Source organism: Vibrio anguillarum (assembly GCF_003390515.1).
GTDB classification, from domain to species: domain Bacteria; phylum Pseudomonadota; class Gammaproteobacteria; order Enterobacterales; family Vibrionaceae; genus Vibrio; species Vibrio anguillarum.
The window spans coordinates 1,196,237-1,211,357 of record NZ_CP031479.1; the positions used below are offsets into that span (position 1 = coordinate 1,196,237).

Here is a 15,121-nt window from a genome sequence, read left to right on the forward strand (position 1 = left end):
CAACATATGAAAACTGTGTTTAAATGGGCCAGTTCATTGGTCATCTTTGCGGTAAGCACGACACCCGCTTTTGCGATCACCCCTTTAGCTCAGGTTCAATCTGATTGGGCCAAATGCCAATACAAAATGAAGTCGAGCGATGATCAAGAACGTTGTTTTGAACGTGTCATTATGCGTAACACATTAGAGATGAAATCAAGTAACAGTCCAGAACTAAAAGTGTGGCTTGCCATCAATAAATCCTCATTAGCGGGCGTAAAAGGTGGGTTGGGTGCGCTATCTTTAGTGAAAGAGGCGAAATTATTGTACGAAGAGGTTATCGATCAAGCGCCTAATACCTTAGATGGCTCGGCTTTCACGAGTTTAGGCACCTTATATTACAAAGTGCCCGGCTGGCCAGTGGCTTTTGGCGACGACGTTAAAGCGGAAGAGTTGCTGCAAAGAGCGCTGCTGATTAACCCGACAGGAATTGATGCCAACTATTTTTACGGTGATTTTCTTGCCGAGCAGGGCAGAACCGATGAAGCAAGAAAGTACCTGTTGCAAGCACAACAAGCACCAGCAAGGCCACAAAGAGCGATTGCCGATGCTGGGCGTCAGCAAGAAATTGCTCTTTTGTTGGAGAATTTAAAATAACGTATGCGTTTATTATTAGTCGAAGATGACAAACAACTGGGCGAGTCAATGCAGGTGGCGTTGACTCGCCAAGGTTATACGGTGGATTGGCTAGAAAAAGGTGGCGGCGTGGCGTGTGCGCTCAAAACTGAACAGTTTTCGGCGGTGATCTTGGATTTAACCTTACCGGATATGGATGGTCTTGAGGTGTTGCGTGGCATTAGAAACGCCGGTTATTCGCTGCCTGTGATGCTCCTAACGGCGCGTGATGATATTAGCGATCGCGTCAAAGGGTTAGATGGTGGAGCCGATGAATACATAGGTAAACCCTTTGCGCTAGAAGAGCTACTGGCACGTTTACGGCTTATCATTCGTCGTAGCTCGGGCAGCGCCGAGGCTCTGATTTCGATTGGTGATCTGAGCCTCTCTCTTTCCAAACAGGAGATTGAATATCGTCAGCAACCCCTCAAACTGACGCGCAATGAATATAAAATTCTCGCCAGTTTGATCACTCAAGCAGGGCGAGTGATGAGCAAAGAGCTATTGCAACAAGCGCTTCATGGCTGGGACGAAGGCAGCAGTGACAACGCTATCGAAGTTCACATTCATAACTTGCGTAAAAAAATGCCAGAAAATGTCATCAAAAATATCCGTGGTGTGGGGTATATGATTGAAAAATAAAAAAATCTTTTCGATTAAACGTCGTTTAACACAGTCGGCTGTATGGTTAAGCGGTGGCTTACTGCTCATTTCTCTTTATTTCAGTTTTTCTACTGCTCAACATGAAGTTGAGGAGGTCTACGATGCGCGCTTAGGTCAATCGGCAAAATTACTGTTGATGGCGACTTCTGTCTCTATAAAAGAAGGAGACAATGCCGATCTTCATCAACAGTTTGATCAGTGGATGCAAAGTATTGAACGTCTTTCGCAAGCCAACAAGGAGATGGCAACGCAGTATGGTCACCCTTATGAGCGGTACATTCTGTTTCAGTTTTATCGAGATGGTCAGTTGATGTACAGCTCTGATAGCCAGCAACCCGCCTTTAGCACTAATGCCAGCAATGATGGATTTGGCAGCGTCACTATTGATGGCCAAACATGGCGTTATTTTCAATTGGCGCAACCTCATCCTGATCGCGGCTCTGAATACATTCTGGTTGCGGAAAAACAGAGTATTCGTGATGAAATGGTCAATGAAATTGCACTGTCGACCGCATTGCCGCAATTGATCCTGATCCCATGCGTTATCTTGGTGCTGGTGATGCTTATTGGCCGAAGTTTCAAACCACTACAAGAACTAAAATCAGCAATCGCCATTCGCAGTGTCCATAAGTTGGATCGCATTTACGTTACAGAACAAACCACCGAACTCTCACCATTAGTAGAGACACTCAACCAACTGTTGGCTCAATTAGAATTGGCTTGGCAGCGAGAGAAGCGCTTTACGCGTATGGCCGCTCATGAACTTAAAACACCACTGACGGTATTGAGATTAAATGCCGAAAACGCCATGCTCAGCCAGAATGAGCAGCAACTGAAATATGATCTGAACATGATTCTTAAGGGTATTGAGCGTACTGACCGCCTTATTCATCAGTTGTTGATGTTAGCCAAAGTCGAAAGCACTATGGAGTTGTCATCACAAACGGTCGATCTCTCAGTCTCTATTAAGCAAGTTATCGCAGACCTTGCGCCGTTAGCCTTAAAGCACGACCAACAATTGAGCTTTGAAGGGCAGAGTTTGTCGGTTCAAGGCGACGAGCTATTACTCGGCGTGTTGTTTAAAAACTTAATCGATAATGCGATGCGCTATTCTGGCGTACACAGTCACATTGATATTACGTTGCATGGCGATGATCAGTTTATTCAAGTGAATGTGACTGATAGCGGCCCCAACATTACGAACGAAGCCCGAGAAAAAATATTTGATAACTTTTATCGAGCTAACAGTGAAAAAGGCGATGGGGCAGGGCTTGGAATGTCGATTTGCCGTGATATCGCCGCGCTGCATAATGCCACCGTCGAGTTGCTGCCGAGACACAACGGCAGCAACATCTTCAGGGTTTGTTTTCATCTAAGTTAACGGATCTCTTCTGTTTTTATCCATACTCTTTAGCGGCATGGCGCAAAAATATCTTGCGCTTTCTCGTATGCATTGGTTGATACATCCATAATGCCAAGTAAAGAGTGAAAGAGATTACTGTGAGCATAGGGCTGAGTGGCTGTTTGACGTAAACAGGTTTGATTCACGCCTTTCGTACGGGCGAATTCGTCAGATAACCAGACTAAAAGCGGTACTTGAGTTTGATAATCGGGTGCTAGGCTGTACGGCATGCCATGTAAGAACAGTCCATTTTCTCCCAGCGATTCCCCATGGTCGGAGACATAAATCAATGCGGTGTTGTATTGCGCTTGCAGTGATTTTAGCTTTTCAATCAGCTGCGCCAAAACAAAATCTGTGTAACGAATAGTGTTGTCGTAAGTATTCACTATCTGCTCAACGCTGCAATTTTCAATATCCGCTCTTGGGCAATCAGGTTGATATTTCGCCATTTCTTTAGGATAGCGCTTAAAGTAGGTTGGCCCGTGACTTCCAATAATGTGCATGAAAATCATTCGGTTACCAGTTTGGTTGGCAATTTCTTCATCTAAGTTGTCTAGCATTGTGACGTCATAACAAGTGCTGCCGTTACATCGGCCTTCTCGCGCAGTTGTATCCAGCTCTTTCTGCGGAATATTTTTCGCGACGCCTTTATCGCCTCCATCATTTTCTTTCCATAAGAGGTCGACGCCTGCGCGCTGCAAGATATCGAGGACGTTGTCTTGGTTATCCGCTTTGGTACGATCAAAATTATGACGATCCATATTGGAAAATAAACAAGGTACAGAGACCGCTGTCGCAGTACCACAAGAGGCGACATCACTGAAAAATATAGGCTGATAAGGCGCGGTATAAGCATTGGTATCACGTGTGTAGCCGTAGTATTGGTAATTTTGTGCGCGAGCCGTTTCTCCTAGCACAAATAAGACTAAGGTTGGTTTTTCTGCATCACGGCTATGGGTAGTTTTCGGTTGCTGCTGCGCATCAGCGCCGATAATTTGATACACCACGGGCTCGGTAAAATAGCGATCTTTCACAAGACCATAAGCGCTATAGACAAAGTGAGTGGGGATGATCATTTTCTTGAGGTAACTATTGTTGCGCCCAACCGACGAATAGTTCTGATAATACAGCGCCGCAATAATGATGATGCCGAGTAAAGAGAGCAATATTGATAGCGCTTTATAGCCTAAAAAGCGGGAAATGGATTTTTCTACTTTAAGTGGCGAAAGCAGTAATAGAACGGCAGGGAGGATGCCCAACGCTGAGATCCAGACAATGGAATAGAGACTGACATAAGAGCCTGCCTCACTGCTATTGGTTTCAACGACATTGATCAACATGTCTCGGTCGACAATCGTGCCGTAATTGTAACTCGCATAACTCACCACAGCAGAAAGGATGAGTAAGACCGCAAAAAAAGGTTTTAGAAAATAAGGCCACGAAAACAGTTGGAAAATAACGTTCAGCGCCAAAAAGAAAAAAATCGGTATTGAGAACGCAAACCCCCAATTGAACTGCTCAGCAGCCGAAAAAATCTGTGCCAATTTGGCATAAATAGGGATGTTGAGTACCAAGCTGAAATAGAGAGCAATCAACAAGGTAATACTTGCGTATGAGAAGCGAGGATTTTTCATTGTGGGTTCCATAAAATGCGGTTCTACTATAAACGTTATGATAACTATAAAGAACTTTTCTTAATAAAGACTTAAGAAACTTAATGAGTTGGGTAATATGTGATATTCGTCTTATTGCGCTTGGTTGGTAATTTCTTCGTGCTTTGTTGAACGTTAAAAGTGATGGCGTATCACACTATTGCCGTTCGTCTTTAGGAGAGTCCATGACTACCATGGTGGTGATCGATTTCACCGTTAGGCACTCACCAAGCACATCGGCGTGAAAACGTTTATAGGCGCTGAGATCTTTGCTTTCGACGCGCAGCAAATATTCGTTCATCCCGGTAATATTGTGGCATTCGACCACCTCCTTGGCGTAGCGCACATGTTCTTCGAAACTGAGCTGCGCTTTTTTCGTGTGGCTGTTTAAGCCAATTGCCACATAAGCGACAAACCCGACATCAAGTTGGGTTTTATTTAAGACCGCTCGATAGCCTTTAATGATCTGCTTACGCTCGAGATCCTGCACGCGGCGCAACGTGGCGGAGGGCGATAAGCCGATGCGTTCAGCCAGCTCGACATTCGAGACTCGGCCATCAAGTTGTAGCTCTTGCAATATTCTCTCGTCAAATCTGTCCATGGCTTATTTTTATTGCTCAATATTGGTGGTATTGACCAATATAAGCACAATATTGCCAGCCGATACCATTATTATTTGTTCATCATTATTAAATAGAGAAAGAAGATGGATTACACACAATGGTGGCCACTGGTGGCTTTTGCTTTTGTTTCGACCTTTTCACCGGGTCCAAACAACATCATGCTGATGACATCTGGTGCAAATGTGGGCTTTATGCGCACTATTCCGCACATGCTTGGTGTAACGTTTGGTTTTAGCATTATGGTGCTATTGGTTGGTGTTGGGTTAACGGGTTTATTCCATCGTTATCCTATGTTGCAACAAGGCTTGCAAATTGCCTGCACCATTTATTTGGTCTATTTGGCGATAAAAATTGCGCTGAGTAATCCTTCGCAGGGAGAGAAGCAGTATCAACCGATGTCATTTGTTTCGGCTGTACTGTTTCAATGGGTCAACCCCAAAGGTTGGTCGATGGCGCTGACTGCGGTGAGTGTATTTAACCAAAGTGCGAGCTGGGCGCAGTTAATGCTGATTTCATTGGTGTTTGCTTTGGTGAACATTCCGTCGGTCAGTGTTTGGACTGCGGCGGGTAAACAGTTGAGCCACTGGATGAATCACCCAAGTTATGTCCGCTGGTTTAACGGCGCGATGGGCGCGTTGCTGCTACTGTCCGTTGTTCCTATGTTGTAGAGATTTGGTGAGACGTTGCTGTGTGGGAGCATTATCAACGCAGCAAAAGAAAGTGGGTACTGAGCGACCCACTTTGTTTATCTAGTTTGCCTGATATTAACCGTTCGCTATATTGCCCATAAAATTAACGCCAATATTTGCGGTGAGAGTATGCGTAGGCACATTACTAGCGGATAGACAGTGGCGTATGCTAACGCAGAAGCGCCGCTGCTTTCGTGCAGCGCATTTGCAAAAGCAAGAGCGGGTGGATCGGTCATCGAGCCTGCTAGCATGCCACAGATGGTGAGATAGTTAATATGGCCTAAAACACGAGCCAGTATTCCGACGGTGATCAATGGAATACCCGTGATCAACATGCCGTAACCCATCCAACTGACGCCATCGCCTTGCACTAAGGTTTCAACAAAATTGCCCCCAGATTTTAACCCGACCACGGCTAAAAACAGCACAATACCAATTTCTCGTAGAGCAAGGTTCGCGCTGGGCGGCATAAACCAATACATTTTGCCAATGCTGCCGATACGCGCCAAAACCAGTGCGACAATCAGCGGTCCTCCAGCCAAGCCGAGCTTAATGGCGGCGGGGAATCCCGGTAGATAAAACGGAATAGATCCGAGTAATACCCCAAGTCCAATCCCAACGAAGACTGGTAGCATCTGCACATGCTGTAATTTTTGGTGCGCGTTGCCGACCATGCCACTGACCGCTTCAATCGCTTCTTGACGCCCGACTAAATTGAGAATGTCGCCAAACTGCAAGGTAGATTGACTGGTTGGGATAAGCTCAACCCCGGCACGGTTTAAACGCGAAACTACGACGTCGTATTTCTCTTTTAAATCCAGATCGCGCAGCTTTTTACCAAGCACAATCTCGTTGGTGACGACTAAGCGCTGTACTCGCAGCTCCGTGCCGCGTGTCGAAAGTGATGCATCAACCTCTTCGCCAATCACCAAGCGTGCTTTTTCTAACGCTTTTTTATCGCCGACCAGATGAAGCAAATCATTCACTTCAACTCGTGAATCGGGTTTGGGCACGGAAAGGTGTTCACCACGTTTAAGGCGCGAGCACACAATATCGCCATCACTGAGCGCGGGAATGTCTTTTAAGAGCAGGCCATTTAAGTTGGGGTTTTTAATCGCAACGTTAATGGTGTGCAAGCTCTCTTTTTTGTGGCCGTTGTGGATCTCAAACTCTTCGGCTTCGGCGTCAACACTGACACGAAAGGCAATTCTGAGCAGCCACATGGTAAGCAAAATACCGCATATGCCAAAGGGGTAAGCAATCGCATAACCCATACCCGTCAGGTCAAGCATGTTCTCTTGGCCACCTAACTCAGTCAGGATTTGTTGCCCCGCGCCTAATGATGGCGTATTGGTGACTGCACCGGAGAATACACCAAGAATAACGGGTAAAGGTACATCAAACAGATAGTAAAGCGCGACCGTCACCACGCAGCCCAGCAACACAATGAGTGCGGCAAAGGCGTTGAGTTTTAGTCCTGAGCTTCGAAGTGAAGAGAAAAAACCGGGTCCGACTTGTATACCAATAGTGTACACAAATAGGATAAGGCCGAACTCTTGAATAAAATGCAACGTATTGTAGTCAAGAACCACACCCCACATGCCTGTAAAGTGGCCGACGAGAATGCCGCCAAACAGCACCCCGCCGATCCCTAAACCAACACCGTAGACGCGCCAATTCCCTATCCACAAACCCAGCACAGCTACCAGCGAGAGAATGCTGATAGAAAGTGCAATATCACTCATGATGAGTCTCCTGAACAATTAAAAAACGGCTGGTGGGCAAGCTTAATGAACGGCAGGGGTAGGCGTAAGAACTCGGTTAGTGGTTATGTCTACAGCTGGAGGGTTCAAATACGGCATTGAGAAGTCACCTAGTGAAATGAACTCTCGATGTCGTTTTGTGGTTGCCCTGAACTTATGACCAGTAATACTGTAATGAACTACAAATGTTAACTATAGGTATGCAAATTTGTGCACCGGAACGAATATTAAATTTCTCAGATAACTAATTGTTAGATAAGAGTTAAATTTATCCATTTCCTGTGCGTTGCTCACCACTATTTTTATCGAGAAAATAGCCCATACCGCGTTTAGTTTTAATCAGTGCTGATGAGAAAGGGTCATCAATTTTTTTGCGTAGACGACGCATATACACATCGACTACGTTGGTTAGGGGATCTTGATGGAGACCCCAAACATTAGCAAGAATCCGTTCTCGGCTAAAAATATGACCGGGTTTATGCATCAATAGCTCTAATATGGAGAGTTCTTTGGCGGTTAACTCAATGGCTTGCCCTGCCCGTGTTACGGCCATGGTTGATAAGCAGAGCGTTAAGTCTGCAATGTGTAGAGTGGGCATTGGCGCAGAGTCAGAATGTCGACGTTGCAGCGCATCTAGGCGAGCCAGTAACTCTTCAAAATGAAAAGGTTTTGCCAGATAATCATCCGCACCAATGCGTAGGCCCCGAACCCGTTCTTCAACTTCGCCCAGTGCAGAAAGCATCAAAATTCGCACATCAATACCGGCTTCACGTATTTGCTGACAAAGAGTTAATCCATCGGTGTGCGGAAGCATTCGATCTAAAATTAAAATATCGGGCTCGCCGCTTATGAGTGTTTCAAGTGCGTATTGCCCATCATTTAGTCGCTGAATGTGGTGACCTTCTGCTTTGAGCCCTCGCTCAATAAAGTTGGCAATTCTGGCATCATCTTCAATTAAAAGAATTCTCATGACTCTTCCTCTTCCAGTTCAAAGGTAAGTGTAACGGTTGTGCCTTGAGCCAGTTGGCTTTGGAATGCGATGGTTCCGCGTTGCTGTTGCACAATGTTATAAGCCAGCGTTAAACCAATCCCCAAGCCATCAGGGCGATAGCGTTTGCCGTTCTCGGACCGAAAATAGCGTTGGAAAATCTGTGCGAGGTCCTCTTGGTCAATACCAATACCGTGATCTTGCAATTGAAGATGAAATTGCTGGGGCTCAACTAGCAGAGTGAGCGTAATAGGCTGGTTATATGGATCATAGCGCAATGCATTATCGACTATAATTCGCACGGTCATCAGTAGCTTATCTAAATCAGTATGAAAGATTCGAGCTTGCCAGTTTGCCTGTTGTGGGTGAAGACATTCAAGTTGCACTTGATGCGCGTGAGTTAAAAGGGTGGCTTGTCTCGTCACCGACTGCCATAGGTTCTCTAAGGTGATAGGGCTAAGAGCCGGTTGGAACAGCTTTTCATCTTGACGGATCAGCAACAATAAATCGTCGATCCGGTAGGAAAGGTGGGTTGCCGATTCATTGATACGCTGTAGCGTTTGTCGATACTCTTCATCACTATTTTGACGACTGCGAAGGGTAATTTGCGCTTCTCCTAAAATGGCCGTTGCGGGAGTACGCAATTCATGGCTGACGTTCGCAAAAAACTCTTTCTGCTGGCGTTTAGCTTGCTCCAATGTTTCGAGTGCATTGGCGAGTTCTTGGGTGCGTGCAGTAACTTCTCGCTCAATGAGTTGACGCGAAGCGATCTCTTTTTGCTGCGCATTTTCAAGGCTTTGTGCCATGTGATTAAAATGCTGCGCTAGGGTTCTGAGCTCACTTGGTCCGCTGACCGATACTCGATGGTTAAGATGGCCTTGTTCTAAAGCTGAAGTGCTTTTTACCAGTTCCGCTAACGGTTTGGATAAGGTGCGTAGTAACCAGCCTCCGAGTAGCAAGCCAAAGACTACCCCCAGTGATGATAAGGTTACAATGACATTTTCTACATCAGATAATGATTTCATCGCTGCCGCTTCATAGCGTGCAGTACGTTGTTTCTGTAGAGAAATAGCTTGATTCAGCAGCTGGCGTAGGTCGGTATTATCCACTTTATCAAAGGTGTCACTGAGTAAAAGCCAGCGATCATTATTGTCTGTGATTTTTGCGATTTCCCAGGATCGAAGCGCTGTTTTTAATCGTCCAAAGTTAGTTTCAAAGAGAGAAATGACTTTGATTTGCTGAGTGATCTCGGCAAAGTCTTGGTTGGTGATACCGTGTTGTTGTGCTTGCTCGGTTAGCAAATAGAGCTCGCTGAGCAAATCTTCAATCTTTGAAAAGCGCATGTCTCGTTTGAGCGTGCTGCCATCTTTCGTCAATAAATACTCGGCAAGCCAAATTTTCAACTGCTGTTTTTCCGTGCTCAACTGCATAAAGCTTTGCAAGATTTGATTGGAGATCTGTCCGCGCTGAATGTGTTCATTAGCGACGTTATTTGACCATAAAGCGGTGCCAGCTTGGGCTAAGATTAGGGTGAGTAACAGAGCCAGTACGAGAGATAATTGATAACGAAACATAATGATCGCCGCATAAATTCAATAGGTGAGCAGAGTAAGCGATCCGTTGGTATTGGGTAAAGAATATTCATCTGAAGTTAATCTAAGCGCATGGTTTAGGTTCATCGAGAGGCCGTAAATTACTCCCATCAACCACATTACTCCCATCAACTAGATAATTAGATAAGGCCTTCATTATGCAACGTACATATAAAAGAATTTCTATTTCAGCATTATTACTTTGCGGGTTGTTACCGCTATCCGCTCAAGCTTCTAACGTATTAGTTAATAACAACATTAACCACCAAGAGGTGCTTGATGCCCAGCAAGCTTGGGGAGAAGCGTTAATCAAGATCAGCCAGACTTATGAACAAAAAGGTCATGCTGAAGCGAAGAAATTGGCACAGCAAGTGTTAGACCAAGCTTATGGCTATCAACAAGGTGCGGTGCTTTTCAAACCTACGCTTGCCAGTGGGGAGCAAACCTTTCGCACAGAAGCGGACGGAGCACTATCGTATTTTGTCGGCAGTGATAAGCAATACCCACAAGATTCTGGCTTTGCACTAAAAGGTTGGAAGGAGTATAGCTTTGATAACGCAGCAGTCTACATCAACGGTGATGTGGCCTTAACCATGGGGCACGTTAAGCTCATCGACAATAAAGGAAAGCAAACCGTGGTGGATAAAAGCTGGGCATTTAAGAAAGATGAACAGGGCCAACTGCGAATTGTTCTGCACCATTCATCACTGCCTTTTCAACCTTAATTGAGGGGAAAGCTTTTAGATGTGGGTGATGGTAATACACCCACATCGCAGACCTTTCTGTTGTGCCAGTTAAACGCCAGCACGCTTGAGCAGGCCAGCCATCAATGGCGAGCTTGAACGAACCTGTTTTGATTTGTTCTGTAATGTTTTAGCCAGCGTCGGGTTATTGATGCTTTTGGCAATGTAGGCCATTGAATGATAGAAATCTCCTGCGGATTTCATTTTATTGGCGTCATTTAATGGCGCTAACAGTTGCACCATGGTTGTGCCACTCATCGCTTGTTGGGTGGCGTACTCTTGTACTGCATCGAGTAGAAGATCGAGATCGACCATCGCCTCGGCACTTTCCACACCATGTTTTTTCATCTCTTTGCGGTTACGTTTACGCATTTGTTTAATGACAAAGGCCGGTTTGTTGAGCTTTTTAAAAGCAAAGTAACCAAGAACCACTGCAAGCACGACACCGCCCGCCACATAACCCCAAATAGAACCGGAAGATTCAACAACAGGCTTTAGGGTTTCAACGGTATATTCAACGGTAGTGGGTGTATCAGACATTATTATTTCCTTAGAATGCAGCTTCAAAATCAGAAGCTATTAATTAATCTGGCAGGGGGAAAAGCGCCTTGCGATGAATCAAAGATCCATGAAAAGGAGAGCTTCTGCCTCACATTACTCTCTTTTTGGGGTGAGGAGGCAAGAAAGCAAGTCCATTTTAGGGATTATTAATGAGTTTGTTGATAATTGTGCGAGTTGGTCACACAAATTACGCCATTGCCTCTGTGTGTATGAGCTTAACGAGGTGATATAAAGATTGAAATGCACAGTCGTCATGAGGTTTAATGTTACGGTAACATTCAGTTGGAAAACAGAATAAAAATGAGCAGTATGCAACGTAAAACTAGGCCTACCCTGCAAGATATCGCAGACCGCGTGGGGGTGACGAAAATGACCGTTTCCCGTTTTCTACGCGACCCCAACTCGGTCGCATTGGCAACCCAAGAAAAAATTGCCGCAGTGATTGAAGAATTAGGTTATATACAAAATCGCGCCCCGGCGATGTTGTCGAAATCGTCAAGTAAGGCGATTGGTATTCTTCTGCCTTCCTTGTCAAACCAAGTGTTTGCCAATTTAGTTCAAGGGATTGAGTCGGTAACCAAAGCAAGAGGTTACGATACACTTATTGCCCACTTTGGTTATAACGTGCAAGAAGAAGAGGAGAAAATTGCCTCGTTGCTGTCGTATCAAGTCGATGGTCTTATTTTGACCGAAACGCACCACTCCGAACGTACCATCCAAATGCTAAAAGCGGCGGGTGTGCCAGTGGTTGAAACGATGGAGCTGCCAGACAAGCCGATCAATATGGCGGTGGGGTTGGATCACGAACAGGCCTCGTATCATGTGGTGACGCAGATGATTGATAGTGGCAAACAGCATATTGCCTATCTCGGTGCGCGTCTTGATACTCGAACGCAGTTGCGGATGAATGGCTATGATCGTGCAATGCAAGATGCAGGCTTAACCGCAGTTCATATCCTAACTCAAGAGCATTCAAGTTTTACTCTCGGCGGTGATTTACTCGAACAAGCCCTAGAAGAGAGGCCAGAGATCAATGGCATCTTCTGTACTAATGATGACATTGCAATTGGTGCCATGATGAAGTGTGCACATCGAGGGCTGAAGATTCCTCAAGATATTGCAATCGTGGGGTATAACGCGCTCGATATAGGTCAAGCGATTTCGCCAAAGCTAACCAGTGTAGAAACGCCTCGGTTTGAGATTGGCAAGAAAAGTGCTGAGCTATTATTGTCCGCACTGGCGGGTGAAGTGATTGAGCAGAAAGTGTTCGACTTAGGCTTTAGTGTCACCGATGGCGAGAGCCTTTAGTCAGCTTGTTATTCAGCCATTGAAGTGGTTGGGTTTGTCACTTCAATGGCTACATCAAGCTCATGTTGTATCAATTAGGGTAGAGGAACGAAGCCCCTTGATTGGCGGCAGAGACATTATCTCGGCACACTTTAAACAGATCGCGCCCCCAAGTTTGCTGTGTGAGCTCAGTATCACAAGTGGCGATATCGCGGCCTTCGGTTGGCGTTAAGTTCTCTAATCGGCCTGTCACCGCATCGACGCGGATCCTATCTCCTTCTTCAATAAGCGCAATTGCGCCGCCTCTTAATGCTTCCGGTGAGACGTGAATAGCCGCAGGAATTTTACCAGAAGCGCCGGACAAACGACCATCGGTCACTAACGCAACCTGATAGCCCGCTTTTTGTAAGTTGCCCAAAATCGGCATTAACTTATGCAGCTCAGGCATGCCATTGGCTGCTGGCCCATTGAAGCGGACTACAACCACGCAATCTTGATTGAGCTCGCCGCGTTGATACGCCTGCTCAACCTGATGTTGGCAAGCGAACACTTTGGCGGGCGCTTCAACAATGCGATGTTGCTCAGCCACGGCAGAGACTTTGATCACTGCTTGCCCAAGGTTACCCGATAACACTTTAATACCACCAGAGCGCTGAAATACCTTATCAGGTAGGGCGATTACCGAGGAGTTTTTAGTTTGAGTACACGCTTGCCACTCTAACGTATGGCCCACTAATTGCGGTGATTTTAGTTGATCTGCAAATTCACCAAACACGGGTTTTACGTCAGTGTGAAGTAACTGCGCTTGATGCAGACGCGTCATCAACATGGGTACGCCCCCTGCGAGCTCAAATTCATTGATATCCGCCGAACCATTGGGGTAAACATTCACCACAAGAGGAACGACGTCAGACAGATCACTGATATCTTGCCAAGTCAGCACAATACCCGCCGCGCGAGCAACAGCCAGTAAATGAATGGTATGGTTTGAACTGCCACCAGAGGCGAGCAAAGCCACTAGGCCATTGACTACGCTTTTTTCTGTCACCACCTCATAAAGTGGACGGAAATGCGCCGTGCCATCGCTCATGGCGGCAAGGCGGATTGCGGCATGTTGCGTCAATGCAAGGCGCAATGGGGAAAAGGGAGCGACAAACGCTGACCCTGCCAGCATTAAACCCATCGCCTCAAACACTAATTGGTTGGTATTGGCAGTGCCGTAGAAAGTACAAGTGCCTGGGGAGTGGTACGAAGCGCACTCCATATTCAGCAGCGCGCTATCATCAACCAAACCCGCTGCGTGTTTTTGGCGAACATCGACTTTCTCATCATTTGTAATGCCAGTGGACATTGGCCCTGCGGGAATAAAAGCCGTTGGTAGGTGCGCAAACGCCAGCGCGCCCATCAGTTGTCCGGGCGCAATTTTATCGCAAATACCGAGCAGTAATGTGCCATCAAACATATTGTGGCTGAGTGAAAATGCCGTGGCTTGTGCAATCAAATCGCGTGAGAACAACGACATATCCATGCCCGCTTGGCCTTGCGTTACGCCATCACACATCGCCGGAACGCCGCCAGCAACTTGAGCCGTGTGGCCAAATGGGGCGAGCACTTTTTTGATCTGCTCAGGGTAATCTTTATACACTTGGTGCGCGCTAAGCATATCGTTGTATGCTGTGATAATGGCTAAGTTAGAACGCGTTAAATCGAGAATGTGCGCTTTTTCTTGAGAGCAAGAGGCGGCGACGGCGTGAGCCAAATTACCACAAGAAAGTGATGCTTTACCCTTGCCACTGTGCTGCTGTGCCTTGGCGCGGTTGAGAAACTCATCACGCAAAGTACGGCTGCGCTGAATAATTCGTTCGGTGACGGCTGTGATGGTTGGGTTTAAGGCTGTACTCATGCTGACACCTTTTGACCTTCTAAAGTGAGCTCGCGCAATGCCACTAGGGCGCGCTCTACAACCTCATCAATATCCGTATCGATATCAACGATAGCGACTTTCACTTCGTTGTCGGGGCGCTCTAACGTATTGAACTGGCTTTCCACCATGTTCGCTTTCATAAAGTGGCCTTTACGCGCTTGCATGCGCTTCATGATTAAATCAAAACTGCCATCGAGAAAGAGAAAGGTCACATTTTGGTTACCGTCACGGATTTGATCGCGGTAGGTTTTTTTCAACGCAGAGCAAACAATCACGCCGTGCTCATTTTTACTCTCTAAGCTAAAAGCCGCGTCACGGATGCGCTCTAACCAAGGTTTGCGATCGTCATCATTTAGCGGATCTCCGCCTGCCATTTTGAGAATATTGGCTTTTGGATGAAGGTCGTCACCGTCGATGAATTTCGCCCCTAATTTATGGGCCAGTTTCGCGCCTACAGTGCTTTTTCCGCAGGCGCATACGCCCATTACAATAATGCTACTACCAGTCATACGGACTCCTTGAGTGGTATTCTGAGCTGGATCTCATTTTTTAAATTCACTTGGAAATATGACTTTATCTT

General features: G+C 46.1%; 14 protein-coding genes. 6 read left to right on the forward strand and 8 right to left on the reverse strand.

Annotated elements, in window-relative coordinates:
• The first annotated feature begins 6 nt into the window (after positions 1 to 6).
• From DD616_RS09640 to DD616_RS09650, 3 genes are read left to right on the forward strand one after another with little or no spacing between them, the layout of a single operon-like run.
• Positions 7 to 636 carry a tetratricopeptide repeat protein gene (locus DD616_RS09640; RefSeq protein ID WP_049785460.1) on the forward strand — a complete coding sequence of 210 codons (630 nt, stop codon included), beginning with the start codon at positions 7 to 9 and terminating at the stop codon, positions 634 to 636.
• 3 nt (positions 637 to 639) lie between these two features.
• Entirely contained in the window at positions 640 to 1,296 is a 657-nt protein-coding gene (locus DD616_RS09645) for a response regulator (RefSeq protein ID WP_208872213.1), read from the forward strand.
• The gene (locus DD616_RS09650; RefSeq protein WP_473778381.1) at positions 1,286 to 2,698 is read left to right on the forward strand and encodes a sensor histidine kinase; all 1,413 of its coding nucleotides are present in this window, start codon (positions 1,286 to 1,288) and stop codon (positions 2,696 to 2,698) included. Before DD616_RS09645 ends, DD616_RS09650 begins: the two co-directional genes overlap by 11 nt.
• A gap of 29 nt (positions 2,699 to 2,727) precedes the next feature.
• On the opposite strand, the gene DD616_RS09655 is transcribed toward DD616_RS09650, so the two are convergent.
• Both DD616_RS09655 and DD616_RS09660 read right to left on the reverse strand, forming a co-directional pair.
• On the reverse strand, positions 2,728 to 4,365 hold the full coding sequence (locus tag DD616_RS09655) for a phosphoethanolamine transferase (RefSeq protein ID WP_208872214.1): 1,638 nt from the start codon (positions 4,363 to 4,365) through the stop codon (positions 2,728 to 2,730).
• 163 nt (positions 4,366 to 4,528) lie between these two features.
• Entirely contained in the window at positions 4,529 to 4,972 is a 444-nt protein-coding gene (locus DD616_RS09660) for an Lrp/AsnC family transcriptional regulator (protein WP_019280913.1), read from the reverse strand.
• A 105-nt stretch (positions 4,973 to 5,077) separates the two neighbouring features.
• On the opposite strand from DD616_RS09660, the gene DD616_RS09665 reads away from it, so the two are divergent.
• On the forward strand, positions 5,078 to 5,662 hold the full coding sequence (locus DD616_RS09665; RefSeq protein ID WP_013856459.1) for a LysE family translocator: 585 nt from the start codon (positions 5,078 to 5,080) through the stop codon (positions 5,660 to 5,662).
• Between the two features lie 107 nt (positions 5,663 to 5,769).
• On the opposite strand, the gene DD616_RS09670 is transcribed toward DD616_RS09665, so the two are convergent.
• The 3 genes from DD616_RS09670 to DD616_RS09680 all read right to left on the reverse strand — a co-directional run bounded on the left by DD616_RS09670 (position 5,770) and on the right by DD616_RS09680 (position 10,008).
• On the reverse strand, positions 5,770 to 7,428 hold the full coding sequence (locus DD616_RS09670) for a putative transporter (RefSeq protein ID WP_026027818.1): 1,659 nt from the start codon (positions 7,426 to 7,428) through the stop codon (positions 5,770 to 5,772).
• A gap of 286 nt (positions 7,429 to 7,714) precedes the next feature.
• Positions 7,715 to 8,416 (reverse strand): response regulator transcription factor, encoded by a 702-nt coding sequence (locus DD616_RS09675; protein ID WP_013856461.1) that lies wholly within the window; start codon positions 8,414 to 8,416, stop codon positions 7,715 to 7,717.
• Entirely contained in the window at positions 8,413 to 10,008 is a 1,596-nt protein-coding gene (locus DD616_RS09680) for a sensor histidine kinase (RefSeq protein WP_017047054.1), read from the reverse strand. Before DD616_RS09680 ends, DD616_RS09675 begins: the two co-directional genes overlap by 4 nt.
• Positions 10,009 to 10,184: 176 nt before the next feature.
• Here DD616_RS09680 and DD616_RS09685 point away from each other — a divergent pair, with 176 nt between their 5' ends.
• The gene (locus DD616_RS09685; protein ID WP_208872215.1) at positions 10,185 to 10,751 is read left to right on the forward strand and encodes a metal-independent carbonic anhydrase family protein; all 567 of its coding nucleotides are present in this window, start codon (positions 10,185 to 10,187) and stop codon (positions 10,749 to 10,751) included.
• A 69-nt stretch (positions 10,752 to 10,820) separates the two neighbouring features.
• On the opposite strand, the gene DD616_RS09690 is transcribed toward DD616_RS09685, so the two are convergent.
• Positions 10,821 to 11,309: a hypothetical protein gene (locus DD616_RS09690; RefSeq protein ID WP_010319103.1), complete on the reverse strand. Its 489-nt coding sequence runs from the start codon at positions 11,307 to 11,309 to the stop codon at positions 10,821 to 10,823.
• 321 nt (positions 11,310 to 11,630) lie between these two features.
• Between DD616_RS09690 and DD616_RS09695 the strand changes: the two genes are divergently transcribed.
• Positions 11,631 to 12,638, forward strand: coding sequence for a substrate-binding domain-containing protein (locus DD616_RS09695; RefSeq protein WP_026027817.1), 1,008 nt, complete (start codon positions 11,631 to 11,633; stop codon positions 12,636 to 12,638).
• Between the two features lie 70 nt (positions 12,639 to 12,708).
• Here the strand turns inward: DD616_RS09695 and edd are convergent, their stop codons facing one another.
• Both edd and DD616_RS09705 read right to left on the reverse strand, forming a co-directional pair.
• On the reverse strand, positions 12,709 to 14,520 hold the full coding sequence (gene edd / locus DD616_RS09700; protein WP_208872216.1) for a phosphogluconate dehydratase: 1,812 nt from the start codon (positions 14,518 to 14,520) through the stop codon (positions 12,709 to 12,711).
• Positions 14,517 to 15,050, reverse strand: coding sequence for a gluconokinase (locus DD616_RS09705; protein ID WP_208872218.1), 534 nt, complete (start codon positions 15,048 to 15,050; stop codon positions 14,517 to 14,519). Before DD616_RS09705 ends, edd begins: the two co-directional genes overlap by 4 nt.
• Positions 15,051 to 15,121 lie beyond the last annotated feature (71 nt).